The organism is Mesorhizobium sp. M0991, from assembly GCF_040318915.1.
GTDB lineage: Bacteria > Pseudomonadota > Alphaproteobacteria > Rhizobiales > Rhizobiaceae > Mesorhizobium.
In genome coordinates, this window is record NZ_JAMYNE010000001.1 from 504,265 (window position 1) to 516,723 (window position 12,459).

The window sequence follows — 12,459 nt, forward strand, 5'->3', positions numbered from 1 at the left end:
GAAGGAACGCGGCTTTCAAAAAAGCGCGTTGACACTCATCCCTCGCCCGCTTAATGAGCGCGCACCAGCCCAGATGGCGGAATTGGTAGACGCGCACGGTTCAGGTCCGTGTTCCGCAAGGAGTGGAGGTTCGAGTCCTCTTCTGGGCACCAAATTCCCGTTTCGAACTTTTTGATAGGGTTCAGAAACCCCAAGAAAAAGCCCGGTTTTGCCGGGCTTTTTTTCTGGAGCTGATGCCTAGGCGTCCGCCGTCGTCCATGGCATCCACAAGATATCTAACAATTATCCGTCCGGGTTAGGCAGCGACCTGTCGTTGCGACAGCGCAGCAGCGGAAGGATTTGGCCCGAGATCACTCTGGTGATCTTCTGTTGCTTGGCGTTGGTTACGACGGTCATGCACGCGCATCCGTAGCCGTGGCCCGAACCAGGCACATTGGTCTCGACGAATTGTCGCTCGTTAAAGGCCGGCACATTGTCGATGCCTTTGGGATCCGGCCGTCCCTGCATCTGGATCCACCAATCCCCGTCACTGTCGGTCAGGACGAGGTTGCCGAGTGTCGGGCTGGAGTACCAGCCACAACGACGCTCGGCATAGGCGGCGGCAGGCAAGGACATGATGGCCAGGCAGAAACAGATAGCGAACAATGGGCGCATGAGAACCTTCACCTCCCTTGAGCAAAGCAGGTCATGCCGCCGATAATCTGCGTTGGCGCCGGTAACGAGGCGGCATGATTTTTGTAAGCCTTATGGCCTCAACTTCGTGTCCACATTTTCTTCGATCAATCCGCAATGAAGCGTCACAGGCTTCCTTTGAACATCGCTTAGTGGACCGTCGATGAAATCGCAGCTGAGCAGATTGTCCGGACTGCTCTTGCGCGCCGACGCAACGTTGACGTTGACCTCGGGAGGGCCGGCAAGCCAGTCGAGACGCTTCGTGTCGACCTTTGTGCCGCTGATGTGAGCGTGGCCCGCTGTGCCCGCTATCTCGACCTCTTCGTCCTGCGGCGTGAGATCGATCTGGCCGACTTCGTTGGCGTGCTTCTCGGCGCTCCGCTTCGGGTCACCGTAATAGGAGGCGAGGACAACGATCCCTTCCTTTTTAGCCACGAGCCTGGCGGCTGCCTTTTTGGAAAGCGTGACGTTGACGTCGAAGCCCATATCGCCCTGGGCTGTTGCCGACGCAACACATGCCAACAGCGCAGATGCTGCAATCGTCCCTGCGGGCAGTGATCTATAGCGTTTCACAATCCACCTCCTTTAAGGCCCCTCACGCAATGCCGATGCCCCCGCATCCTTTCGTGTCTGGCGCCGGCATGACGCTCGCCGCCGGCTTCACCGTGAAGCGACATTCAGACCAACGCGCGACAGTTGAGAATCTGCTGGAGGCAGGTTCAAACGCTTCAATCTGTCGGCGGTTTCCTGCTCGATGTGCAGCCCCCAATCGGAAAAGAACTGGGTCAGGTCCTGATTTGCGACCGTACTGGCACGCAGGATGAAGGTTTGTACCTTGACCGCATCCTGCTCATTGGCATCATCCAGTGGATGCTCGCGATAATATCGGTGAAGCTTCGGATAGAAATCCTCGCCGAGACCCCGGCGCAATTGATCGAACATGACCAGCCGCGCCCAAAGCTCATCGTCGTCATCCGCGCTGACACGCATCTGTTTTTCATTGTCGAAATCGCGCGTCTTCCGCGCCAGATATCGCGCCGCCAGATCCAGCGGCGTCTTGCCAGTAGAGTCATCGCGCTCTTTCAAGCGGGACGGATGGCCAAAATGTGCCTGGGCGTTGAGCGAGTAGATATTGACCGTAGTTTCTACAATCTCGCCCCAGGTCCAATCTTGCTGCTGGTACATATGGCCGGTTTCATGCCAGATCGACCACGCTTGCCGCAGCTTCTTCACGTTCAGCAAATCACCCATGTTGCTGCCGGGGACACCTATGAAATAGTTGCCTGCGTACATGTATATGCCGTCTTCGAAGACCTTCGCCGGTGTCACCGTGTCCTGCTGATAGTGCATGCGCAAATGGGATGCCCGATGAAGTTTGGACGAACCGTCGAGACCAGATAGTGCATCGTACCAGCCTAGAATTTGCTCGAGGGTGTCGAGAATTTCCGCAGGGTCGTCCTGAGGCGCCCTCATATAGACTTTGCGGGTCGCGGTAATGGCAACACGCTCGCTTATCATCTCGACGAATGGCGCACCGGGCATGTCGGTGAGCATTTTACGCCAGTCTTCGAAGCTTGTTTTTCCCTTGACGTAGAGGGGGATCGAACTGCCGCCACGCGCAATTGCCACGTCGATCGGAGGCAGAGCCGCACTGAAGCCGCTCTCGGCGTAGCGGAAATAGATCAGCCCGTCGCGCTTCGCCGTGAAGTCGGTGCGCCCTTCCTTGGCAATGACCAATTGCGGGTCATCCTGGGGTCTTTCGTCATAGAAGCTGTTCATCGGGCCGATCATGATCATCAAGCCGTCGGGGGAAGGCGGCAGGCCTTCGGCCGTAACCGATACCGCTTCTCCCTTTTTCACGAACACACCGCTTGGCTGATCGTCCATCAGCTTCGTGCGTCTCAGCCTATTGGCGTCGGGTGTGGCTGCAGGCATCGGAGCAAGGCGATAGCGCTTGTTCAGATTGTCGAATTCCGACACCACTGCCGACGCCGCTGCCGGTCGGTCGCCATTGCCGGCCGGATAAAGCAACCACTGGGCATTGTCGTCCAGGCTGGCGTCATAGACGATGATCCGAGCGTCGTCCGCACGTTCATTGGCCCTGACGTTGAGCGTCGTGCCGCTGTCATCCAGCTCGATGCCATAGCCGTTCAGATGCGGCTTGAAGCGCCACCCTCCAGCGGACTGCTCATCCTCGAGGACGACACTCGTATCCCCGTTTTCGTCTTCGTCGCCGCCGGCGAGATACGTTCCGTATCGTAGAGACCGGATCTGATAGGTTGCGCCGTTCGTTTCCCCGGTCGCCCTGGTGATGGTCCACAGCTGCGCGGGACCATCCTTGGGTTTGCGAGCGGACTGACCAAGCACGATCTCGCCATGCCTGCCTTCAAAGGCGGTGAGCGCTTTGTAGGAATGCTTCGCGACGATGTAATAGTCCCCTTCGGGGATCTCAGCGGCACTTGCGACCGTAACAATTGCCGCCAGCAAGAGCCCAGCTATCAAGTGCACTGCAGATACGATGAAGGTCCTCATCCCGGCACCGACGTGTCAATTCGCGGCCGGAACGGGGCAACTCATCGGATCGCCCTGCTTGCCGCATTTCAGGTAACCCTCGAAGGCTTTGACACGGGATTGCGCCAGGCTGTCCATGCACTGCGCGGTGAGCATCGGCATTACGCTTCCTCCGGCCGCTCCTGAAGTCTGGAAACTGCACTCGGCGTCGCGAAATTTGTCCCAATCCCGTTGTGCTTGGACAAGAAGCTTCCTGGTATCCGCGTCGTCCTTCAGGCGGGCTTCGATCTGCTTGTAAAGCTCATTGAGCTTCTTGTCGGATTTCTTGAACGCGGCATCGGCGCACGCATTCAGCGAGGCCTGATCCTTGGCGGCGTCGTAGCACTTGTCCTGGGCAGAGGCGAACGTCGGCATGGCCAGAACCACGGCAGTCAGTATTGCGGTTTTCATCGATTGTCCTCCGTTTAGATTCCACCGATTGACGGGCGGTGGTTTATCCCGCCGTTCACTTCAGATATCCGTCGCCGCCAGGGCCAGCCACTAGTTGGAATCGTCATCATCCGATCCATTACTGTCGTCGCTACTGTCATCCGACGCATCGCCATCCGTGCTGTCATCGTCGGTGTCGGTGCTGTTTTGGTCATCGTCACCGCCCGCTGAATCTTCATCGTCATTCTGATCGCTTGAATCGTCCTGATCATTTGAACTGTCATCGGTGCTCTCGTCCGAGCTATCGCCATCGGTGTCCGCGCTGGTGTCGTTGGAATCGTCGTCAGCATCGGCAGAAGGCGCGTTGGCGTCTGGACTGGCGTCGCCGGGCAGCGAGTCGTCTTCGCGATAGCTGGTGTCTTCGAGGCTTGTCTCCATCTCGTCGTCGTACTGATCGACGATCTGCGTCCACTCCTCATGGTTATCGACGCTCGTCCATTGCGAGATATTGTTGACCGAGATGTTGGTATTGAAGTTGTTGACGGTGATGTTGGTATTGACCTCGACGACATCTGCGACTTCTGTTCCGCGGTTCACGCCAAACAGAAAACTGGTAGCGCTCACGGCAAGAGCGGCCCAAACGAGTCGGTCGACATCGGTCGGCGTCGAAATCGGTTGATGCCGCACTGTGGCAAGCACGTCACCCGGCCGGATGCCTTGCCGCGCGGCAACGCCATGGGGTGCAACGGCCAAGACATACACCCCGCGAAGCTTGGGCGGGATCTGGTAGCGGTGCCGAGAGGCGTGGTTGATGGGTATCAAAACCGCGTTAAGAGCCCGGGAAACATAGGGTTTCGGCAGATCATATTTGCTGGCATACGCAACATTGATCGTGTGCGGGATGGCTACACTCACAACAGCCGTCATTTTCACTGAAGTTGCCAATGCATGGGCGAACTGAATTATCAGTCTGGATTTTCGAACAGTTTGCATTTTGCACATCCTGCAGCTGATGATTGGAACCGATCTCAGAGGCCCGGCGCCCCGGGTGCTCCCAAATCATTCTCCCCCTGCACCAACGGTCAGCGGCAATTTCCAGCGATCATCACCGTCATTCCGTAACTTCCTCGGCAAAACACTTTGCCAGATCTTGCGGCGCTCCGAGCTTCTTCGCCCAGGATACCAGTTCAGGTTTTTCCGACGGGTCGGCATAGCCGCCCCACACGTCGCGAAATTGCTTTTTTCCGTCGACTGTCTGGAAGAACATCACGCCGTCGTCGCTCACCGGCGTGGAGACGTAGGCAGCGCTCCAGTTGCCGTTCTCCATGATCGTGATGAACTTCACCCGAGCGGGCTTGACCTTGTTGTCCAACGCCGAGGCAACGAGGGGGGCATATTCCTGCTTGCGCGCCTTCGTCACATCGACCTTTACGCCGTCGCAGGCACCATTCGCGGCGAAAGCGAAGGTCAGCGTCGTTGCCAGCCCCATGAGGCCGATCATCACGATTTTGGCACATCGCGGGATAAGACCGTTGGATTCAGACATGAGGGCATCCTCTTCGTTCGTGTTGGAGGGTCCACTAATCGGAATCGTCGTCGTCCGATGAATTGTCATCGTCCGGTGTATCGACCTCGCAGCCGATGCCGCGGCAGCCTTGGTAGTTGCCTTGCGTATCGAAGTTCGGATTGCCTTCCTTATCGTACTGCGGCCTGTCGTCGATGCTTTGATCCCCGTCATCAGGATCGTCGACCTTACATCCGAGCCCATGGCAGCCGATGTAACGGCCCCTGGTATCGAAGTTGGGATTGCCGTTCCTGTCGAACTGCGGCCGGTCGTCTATCTTCCGGCTCCCTTTATGGAACCGATCAACCAGGCAGGTCCTTCCGCGGCAACCATCGTAGTCGTCGATGGTACAACCGGAGATCGCCATCAAAGCAGTGGCCAAGGCCGCACAGATTACGAATTTCATGACTCATTCCTCCGACTGGTTGGCGGCGGACATCGTCCATATCGGAAGGCCATTGCAGGCGGCGATCCCCGCTCTTGCCGCGAAGTCTGGCGCCAATCGGAGGACGGCAAAGCTTCGCCGGCCATCGAACGAGAGCCGGGCTGTGGGCGATGCATTCGACGACTTAGCCGACGGTTGCCGTAATCTCTTACGTAGGAGGAAACGCTCCCGGCGGGGGCCGCCGCATTAGCGAATGTCAATATTCCTCTCCATGCTTAGTGCCCCATCCGCCCAAGCATGTTTCAACAATCCGCTGACGCGGCTGTGCTTCCAAGAAATTGCGTCCGAGTCAGCCTATGACAAGGACAAATCCCAATATCGCAGGATTGAATTTTGCAAATGCTTAATAATTCGGAATCAGCACTGGCTATCTTAGCAGATACTGAAATGTGACCAGTAGCAAGATTCCGGAATACTCCCTTAGTTCTGTTCTCATTAATCCGAGTTAGTACAAGTAATATTCTACGTTGCTGTGAATTTTGCGCCAGCTTTACAAAAAAGGCGCGACGAGACTGCATCTTATATGATCGCCCCAATCGCGATCTATTGTGGTATTTTTTCGAACCCAGCCAGCAGTTGCGCAGGCCGAAAGAAACGCCGCCCGTTTACCGGACTTTCAACGCTGCGGCGTGCCGCATAGAGGCGCAGTGGAGGGCGCCGCGGCCGCGTTGTGAGCATCTTCCCAGTCGGATTGTCATCGGGTAGCCTGCAGGGGCGGCACGTGAAGGCGCTCTCTTTGGCGGACGCACTGCTGCACCTTCAGCCGTTGCCCGTCGGAAGATGGGGCTGGTGTCACAACCCGGTGCTTGCCGCGACAGATTGTTCCCGTCCCGGTTCATTTCAGCACCGAAGCGAGGGGGAAGAGCGCTGGCTGCGGGAACACAGGTTTTCGACCCGAAAACCCACAAATGGGTGGACTACGATCGCACCAAGGCGCAAATACTACGCCGCGCATAATGAGGTGCCCGAGGCATTTCGTCCGCAGATGGTCAAATTCCGCACCGCGGAAGCGCCAGGCACGATCATTATCGATGGCAACCAGCACTTTCTCTACCTTGTGCAGCCGGGTCAGCAGGCCATGCGCTACGGCATCGGCGTGGGCCGGGAGGGGTTTGGCTGGGCCGGCATCGTGCGCGTCGGCCGCATGGCGGAGTGGCCGACCTGGACGCCTCCGGCCGAAATGGTCGCTCGCGATCCGAAGGCGGTGAAATACGCCGGAGGCATGAAGGGAGGGCCCGACAACCCGCTCGGCGCGAGGGCGTTCTACCTCTATGAGCGCGACCAGGACACGATCTACCGGATACACGGGACCCCGGAGCCATGGACGATCGGGCTCGACGTGTCATCGGGATGCATCCGTATGAGAACGACGACATCGTCGATCTCGCATCCCGCGTCAAAGTTGGGGCCAAGGTCATCGTTCTCATGCAAGGGGCGGCACTTTACAAGGGTGTGTGAGCGGCATTCGGAGAGGGACAAGCAATGTCGGCAAAAAATGCAGTGAGAACTTCAATCCGGGCGACAGCAATCGCACTCCTGGCTGGAGCCCTCAGCGCTTGCGTCAGCGCGCCACCGCCGCCGCCTCAGGACCAGATGTCCAGGACCAAGGTCGAGACGGCCCCGGCGGACCTTCAGCTGCTTTGCGCCAATGCGGTCGCCAAGGCGAGCGGCGTCGACAGCACGAAGATACTTCCGGTTTCATCGAGCAAGCTCGATTCCAAGACCTATCAGGTCGAACTCGATGCCAGTGGCAAGAAGACAAGCTGCCTCGTGGACACCGACGGCAAAGTCAAATCGGTTGAGCCTGTCTGATCCGCTCTGGTCGATGAATTCGCAACCAATCTGACGATGCGCCTTGGCTGCGGATATGACGATGTTTGGGGCGGCCAGCAGCGATGAGCGGTTTGGAGAACCTGGCTAACGGCGCGGCCTCACCCCAGCCCGATCCGCTTGGCGCCTTGCCGGAACAGCGCCTCGGCGTCCGGCTCGAAGCGGAAGGTGCCGATGAAATCGTCGGCGCAGTAGTTCGGCAGCATCTTGCGCAGCGCAGCGGCGAAACTTCGTGCCTCCTCCAGCCGTCCTGCCAGCGCAAGGCAATGCGCGGCAATCGCCAGGATGATGGCATGGGCGTTAGGACGCGCGGCTGCTTTCAGCGCCCATTCGGCGGCCTCGTCGAACTGGCCGAGCCGGACATGCGACATCGCCCTGGCGCCCAGCATGCCGAACAGCAGCGGATCGAAGGGACTCAGATGCCTGGAATGGTCGGACGAGCCGATCGCGGCCTGCGGATCGCCGGACTGCGAATGGACGAACGAGAGCGCATAGTGGCCGAGCGCGAAATTCGGGCTGAGGTCTACGGCGCGTTCCAGCTCGATGAGGGAGCCGTCCTGCTCGCCGCGCAGCCACAGCGCCCGCCCCATGGCCCAGTGAGCGGCCGGATTGTGATCGTCGACGAGCAGGCTCTGGCCGGCTGCCTCGAAGGCCAGGGCGCTTTCCTGGTCGCGGTCGCCCCAGCGCTGGAAGGCATTTTGCCAATGGGTGAAGGAGAGCCCGGCATAGGCGCGGGCGAAGGTCGGATCGAGCTTCAAGGCTATGTCGAAGAAATGCCGGGCCTGCTCGTTTTCCGTGCGGGTGAAGCGATACATGTGCCAGAGGCCGCGGTGGTAGGCTTCCCAGGCGTTCAGCGAATTGGGCGCCTTCAGCACGGCGCGATTGCGCTCGACGGTCTCGATCTCGGTCGAGATCGACGAGACGATGCTGTTGCCGATGTCGTCGAGCACGGCAAAGATGTCGTCCGGCTTGCGCTCGAACGTCTCGGCCCAGACGATCCTGGCCGTGCGCACTTCGACCAGCTCGACCGCGACGATGACGCGGCCCGCCTGGCCGCGCACCGTGCCGGCGGCGACATAGTCGACGTTGAGCCGCCGGCCGGCATCTTCCGGCGCAATGTTTCTTTCGGCGAGCGCAAACACCGAACCGCGCGCGATGACGAAGAAATCCCTGAGCTTGGCCAGGCGGGTGATGATGTCGTGGGTGAGGCCGTCGGCCAATCCACCGCGCGGGCCGCCGACAGCCGCCTCTTCGGCAAACGGCATCACCGCGAGCGAAGCCTTCTGTGACGCAGCGGTATCGGAACGGGAAAGCATAATTGACGCGTGCGGTGCCGCGGGTACGACTGAAGGTCGGGCCCAGAGCGTTGCTGCAGGTCGTTCGCCGCGGATCGTCCGCCATGCCTCACGAACGGCTCCGAAATCCAGATCCTCCGAAGCAAACAGCTGCGCCGCGGAAGCGAGATGTTCCTCGCCCGCGTCAAACTGGCCGCGCTGCGCCAGCCTGGTCAGAAGAGCCACATGTGCGCGCCCGTCGAACGGAGCGAGTTCCAGCCATTTGTCCAGATGCGAAGACATTTCGTCGGCATCCGCCGGAAGCTTGTTGACGAGGCGTTCCAGGATGGCGGCGTGCCAAGAGCTGAAGCGGCGGCGCTGAGCGTTCAGCCAGCTGTTGAAATGCGGGCTGCGGTCGATCTCCAGCCCATCGAGAAAGTCGCCGGCAAACATTCCGGAAAGAGCCCGCAGCCGCTCTAGATCGAGCGTCTCAACGCCCTTGGCGGCGGCCGAGGCTATGTCGACAGCGTCGACGGAAGCACCTCTCAGATCAAGCGCGATCGTGTCGCCTGGTGTCTCGACCCTGCGATGATGCGGTTCATCGAGGATGCCTCTAAGCTTGCTCAGGCACCAGCGAAGCTCGCCGCGCGGGTCGTTCGGCACATCCCACAAAAGCTCGCAGAGGCGGCTGCGGCCGACCGGATGCGGCGCCAGCGCCAGATAGGCGAGCAGCGCACACAGTTTGCGCGACTTCGGAAGCTCGACGAAGGTGCCGTTGCGGATAATCGTCAGCAGTCCGAGCAGACGCACGGAAAGACCGGCCATCTCGCCGCCGAGGCTCGATCGGGCGGATTCCACGTACGTTTCCACGCCTGCTCCCACGCTGGCCAGTCGGCCTTTGTTTTATCACCAAACGCGACACGGTGCATCCGGCAGCGAATTCCCGCGCCGGATGCTGGCATTGCCGGGAGGCAAATGTAGCGCGGCAAGGTCTCGAAACCTCGCCGCCCAAGCCACCGGTCTGTAACCGGCCCGTGACCACAAGAGACAACGACAAAGCGAGGAGATCGACGTGTTGCATCAACAGAAAATCAGAACCACCGCCGGGCGCGGCCGTCTGTTCGACAGCATTCTCGACACGGTCGGCGATACGCCGGCGATCCGCATCAATAATCTCGGACCGGACCATGCCACGATCTATGTGAAGGCCGAGTTCTTCAATCCCGCCGCCTCGGTAAAGGACAGGCTGGCGCTCAACATCATCGAGGAGGGCGAGCGCAGCGGCGCCTTGAAGCCGGGCCAGACCGTCGTCGAGGCGACCAGCGGCAACACCGGCATCGGCCTTGCCATGGTCTGCGCCCAGAAGGGCTATCCGCTGGTGGTGACGATGGCCGACAGTTTTTCCATCGAACGCCGCAGGCTGATGCGCATGCTGGGCGCCAAGGTGGTGCTGACGCCGCGCGCACAGAAGGGTTTTGGCATGTACAAGAAGGCAGTGGAGCTCGCCGAAGCCAATGGCTGGTTCCTTGCCCGCCAGTTCGAGACCAAGGCCAATGCCGCCATTCACGAAGCGACGACGGCGCGCGAGATCATCAACGATTTCGCCGGCTCGCGGCTCGACTGCTTCGTCACCGGGTACGGCACGGGCGGCACCGTCGCCGGCGTCGGACGCGTGCTGCGCCGCGAGCGGCCGGAGACCCGGATCGTGCTCGCCGAACCGGCCAATGCGCAGCTGATCGGCAGCGGCAAGCCGCAGCAGCGCGGCACCGGCGGCGCGCCTGCCGCAAGCCATCCGGCGTTCGAGCCGCATCCGATCCAGGGCTGGACGCCCGACTTCATTCCGGACGTGCTGCAGGAGGCGATCGACGCCGGCCTCTATGACGAGGTGGTGCCTATTGCCGGGCCCGAAGGCACGAAATGGGCCAAGGCGCTGGCGCAGAAGGAAGGCATTTTCACCGGCATCTCCGGCGGAGCGACATTTGCTGTCGCGCGGCAGATCGCGGAAAAGGCGGCGCCCGGGTCGGTGATCCTGTGCATGCTGCCCGACACCGGCGAGCGCTACATGACGACGCCGCTGTTCGACGGCATCGAAGCGGAGATGGACGCCGAGGAGACTGCGCTTTCGCAGTCGACGCCCGGCTGCCAGTTTCCGGCGTGACGGCGGCGCATCGGGAGCGGCCTGCATGGACACGAAGCCTGGACTGGCCGTCACGGCCACCGAGGAAACGCTTGACCCCTCGAACTGGGCCGACGTGCAGGTCTTGTCGCATCGGATCGTCGACGATGCCGTCGCTTACCTGCGCGATGTCAGAGAGCGTCCGGTGTGGCAGGAGATGCCGGTTGATGTGAGGACCTTCTTCACATCGCCGCTGCCGCGTTCGCCGGCGCCCCTAGCAGAAATCTATGGCGACGTCACCAGGAGCTTGATGCCCTATGCGATGGGCAACATCCATCCGCGCTTCTGGTCCTGGTATATGGGCTCGAGCAATTTCACCGGCGCGCTCGGCGATTTCCTGGCAGCGATCCAAGGCTCCAACCTCGGCGGCGGCAACCATGCCGCCGCGTTGATGGACAACCAGGTCGTCGACTGGTGCAAGGAAATGATGGGCTTTCCGCAATCGGCCAGCGGTACGCTGGTCAGCGGCGGCTCGATGGCCAACATCATCGGGCTGACCGTGGCGCGCAACGCCACAGCGGGTATCGACATACGCGAGCATGGCGTTGCCGGCATCGACAAGCCGCTGCGCTTCTACGGCTCCGACCAACTTCATTCCTGTCACCGCAAGGCGATGGAGGCGCTCGGCCTCGGCAACCGGGCGCTGCGTCGCATCCCGAGCGATGCCGGGCTGCGGATCGATATCGCTGCATTGCGGGAGGCGATCGCCGAGGATCGCGACGCCGGCTTCAAGCCGGCCTGCGTAATCGGTACGGCCGGCACGGTGAACACCGGCGCAATCGACGATCTGCAAGCGCTGGCTGACCTGGCGGCAAAAGAAGATCTGTGGTTTCACGTCGACGGCTGCATCGGCGCTCTGCTTGCGATTGCGCCGGACAATTCGCATCGCGTTGCCGGCATCGAGCACGCCCACTCGATCGCGCTCGATCCGCATAAATGGCTGCACGCGCCCTTCGAGGTCGGCTGCGCGCTGATCCGGGATGCCTCCGCGCATCGCGGCACGTTCGCGGTGACGCCGGAATATCTGGAATCGACGCCGCGCGGCCTGGCCTCCGGCCAATGGCTGCACGATTACGGCCTGCAGACGTCACGCGGTTTTCGCGCGCTGAAGGTGTGGATGGCACTGCGGGAGCACGGCATCGAAAAATTCGGCCGGCTGATCGACCAGAACATCGCGCAAGGGCATTATCTCGGTGCGCTGATCGAGGCCGAACCGGCGCTCGAACTGGTGGCGCCGGTGAACATCAACATCGTCTGCTTTCGCTACCGCGCCGATGGGTTGGACGCTGAGCGCCTGAAAGCGCTCAATACCGAGATCATGCTGAGGCTGCAGGAAGAAGGCATCGCCGCCATTTCCGACACGACGGTGCATGGCCAGCATTGCCTCAGGGTGGCGATCAACAACCACCGCACCCGGCGCAACGATCTGGACCTGCTGATTCAGGAAACAGTGCGGCTCGGAGGAGAGATTTCGAAGGCTGGCGTCGCCGGCTGATCCGTGTGGCGCGAAGATCGACGACGCGGCTTCATTCCAGCGTGGGTTCCTCGCCCCGATGCC

At 60.7% G+C, this 12,459-nt stretch carries 11 protein-coding genes, 1 tRNA gene and 1 pseudogene; 5 read left to right on the top strand and 8 right to left on the bottom strand.

Translation table 11 applies throughout. The features are described from left to right. Window positions 1–67 precede the first annotated feature (67 nt). Window positions 68–152 (top strand) — tRNA-Leu (locus NKH70_RS02505). A gap of 130 nt (window positions 153–282) precedes the next feature. On the opposite strand, the gene NKH70_RS02510 is transcribed toward NKH70_RS02505, so the two are convergent. From NKH70_RS02510 to NKH70_RS02540, 7 genes are all read right to left on the bottom strand, one after another. Beyond that, window positions 283–654, bottom strand: a complete 372-nt coding sequence (locus tag NKH70_RS02510) for a DUF4087 domain-containing protein (protein WP_352913155.1) — start codon at window positions 652–654, stop codon at window positions 283–285. 90 nt (window positions 655–744) lie between these two features. Beyond that, on the bottom strand, window positions 745–1,158 hold the full coding sequence (locus tag NKH70_RS02515; RefSeq protein WP_352913153.1) for a hypothetical protein: 414 nt from the start codon (window positions 1,156–1,158) through the stop codon (window positions 745–747). Window positions 1,159–1,332: 174 nt separating this feature from the next. Then, window positions 1,333–3,204: a M60 family metallopeptidase gene (locus NKH70_RS02520; RefSeq protein ID WP_352913151.1), complete on the bottom strand. Its 1,872-nt coding sequence runs from the start codon at window positions 3,202–3,204 to the stop codon at window positions 1,333–1,335. 15 nt (window positions 3,205–3,219) lie between these two features. After that, complete coding sequence (locus NKH70_RS02525; protein ID WP_352913150.1) at window positions 3,220–3,633, bottom strand: lysozyme inhibitor LprI family protein; 414 nt, start codon at window positions 3,631–3,633, stop codon at window positions 3,220–3,222. 90 nt (window positions 3,634–3,723) lie between these two features. Then, on the bottom strand, window positions 3,724–4,605 hold the full coding sequence (locus NKH70_RS02530) for a PDZ domain-containing protein (protein WP_353024795.1): 882 nt from the start codon (window positions 4,603–4,605) through the stop codon (window positions 3,724–3,726). Window positions 4,606–4,723: 118 nt separating this feature from the next. Further along, complete coding sequence (locus NKH70_RS02535; RefSeq protein WP_353024796.1) at window positions 4,724–5,227, bottom strand: hypothetical protein; 504 nt, start codon at window positions 5,225–5,227, stop codon at window positions 4,724–4,726. Then, window positions 5,193–5,582: a hypothetical protein gene (locus NKH70_RS02540; RefSeq protein WP_352913144.1), complete on the bottom strand. Its 390-nt coding sequence runs from the start codon at window positions 5,580–5,582 to the stop codon at window positions 5,193–5,195. Before NKH70_RS02540 ends, NKH70_RS02535 begins: the two co-directional genes overlap by 35 nt. Before the next feature lie 858 nt (window positions 5,583–6,440). Here NKH70_RS02540 and NKH70_RS02545 point away from each other — a divergent pair. Together NKH70_RS02545 and NKH70_RS02550 are read left to right on the top strand one after the other, a co-directional pair. Beyond that, window positions 6,441–7,079 (top strand): annotated as a pseudogene (locus NKH70_RS02545) (L,D-transpeptidase). A gap of 135 nt (window positions 7,080–7,214) precedes the next feature. Continuing rightward, complete coding sequence (locus NKH70_RS02550) at window positions 7,215–7,433, top strand: hypothetical protein (protein ID WP_352913142.1); 219 nt, start codon at window positions 7,215–7,217, stop codon at window positions 7,431–7,433. Between the two features lie 119 nt (window positions 7,434–7,552). Here NKH70_RS02550 and NKH70_RS02555 read toward each other — a convergent pair whose 3' ends face one another. Further along, on the bottom strand, window positions 7,553–9,550 hold the full coding sequence (locus tag NKH70_RS02555; protein WP_352913191.1) for a transcriptional regulator: 1,998 nt from the start codon (window positions 9,548–9,550) through the stop codon (window positions 7,553–7,555). Between the two features lie 247 nt (window positions 9,551–9,797). Between NKH70_RS02555 and NKH70_RS02560 the strand changes: the two genes are divergently transcribed. Together NKH70_RS02560 and NKH70_RS02565 are read left to right on the top strand one after the other, a co-directional pair. Then, window positions 9,798–10,883 carry a PLP-dependent cysteine synthase family protein gene (locus NKH70_RS02560; protein WP_352913140.1) on the top strand — a complete coding sequence of 362 codons (1,086 nt, stop codon included), beginning with the start codon at window positions 9,798–9,800 and terminating at the stop codon, window positions 10,881–10,883. 25 nt (window positions 10,884–10,908) lie between these two features. After that, the gene (locus NKH70_RS02565) at window positions 10,909–12,396 is read left to right on the top strand and encodes a pyridoxal phosphate-dependent decarboxylase family protein (RefSeq protein ID WP_352977020.1); all 1,488 of its coding nucleotides are present in this window, start codon (window positions 10,909–10,911) and stop codon (window positions 12,394–12,396) included. Window positions 12,397–12,459: the final 63 nt, after the last annotated feature.

What these genes read in the sequence shown, in the direction of transcription:
- NKH70_RS02530 (WP_353024795.1), bottom strand. Translation starts at nt 4,605, where the DNA reads ATGCAAACTGTTCGAAAATCCAGACTGATAATTCAGTTCGCCCATGCA.
- NKH70_RS02555 (WP_352913191.1), bottom strand. Translation starts at nt 9,550, where the DNA reads ATGGCCGGTCTTTCCGTGCGTCTGCTCGGACTGCTGACGATTATCCGC.
- NKH70_RS02520 (WP_352913151.1), bottom strand. Translation starts at nt 3,204, where the DNA reads ATGAGGACCTTCATCGTATCTGCAGTGCACTTGATAGCTGGGCTCTTG.
- NKH70_RS02550 (WP_352913142.1), top strand. Translation starts at nt 7,215, where the DNA reads ATGTCCAGGACCAAGGTCGAGACGGCCCCGGCGGACCTTCAGCTGCTT.
- NKH70_RS02525 (WP_352913150.1), bottom strand. Translation starts at nt 3,633, where the DNA reads ATGAAAACCGCAATACTGACTGCCGTGGTTCTGGCCATGCCGACGTTC.
- NKH70_RS02535 (WP_353024796.1), bottom strand. Translation starts at nt 5,227, where the DNA reads ATGACAATTCATCGGACGACGACGATTCCGATTAGTGGACCCTCCAAC.
- NKH70_RS02515 (WP_352913153.1), bottom strand. Translation starts at nt 1,158, where the DNA reads ATGGGCTTCGACGTCAACGTCACGCTTTCCAAAAAGGCAGCCGCCAGG.
- NKH70_RS02540 (WP_352913144.1), bottom strand. Translation starts at nt 5,582, where the DNA reads ATGAAATTCGTAATCTGTGCGGCCTTGGCCACTGCTTTGATGGCGATC.
- NKH70_RS02510 (WP_352913155.1), bottom strand. Translation starts at nt 654, where the DNA reads ATGCGCCCATTGTTCGCTATCTGTTTCTGCCTGGCCATCATGTCCTTG.
- NKH70_RS02565 (WP_352977020.1), top strand. Translation starts at nt 10,909, where the DNA reads ATGGACACGAAGCCTGGACTGGCCGTCACGGCCACCGAGGAAACGCTT.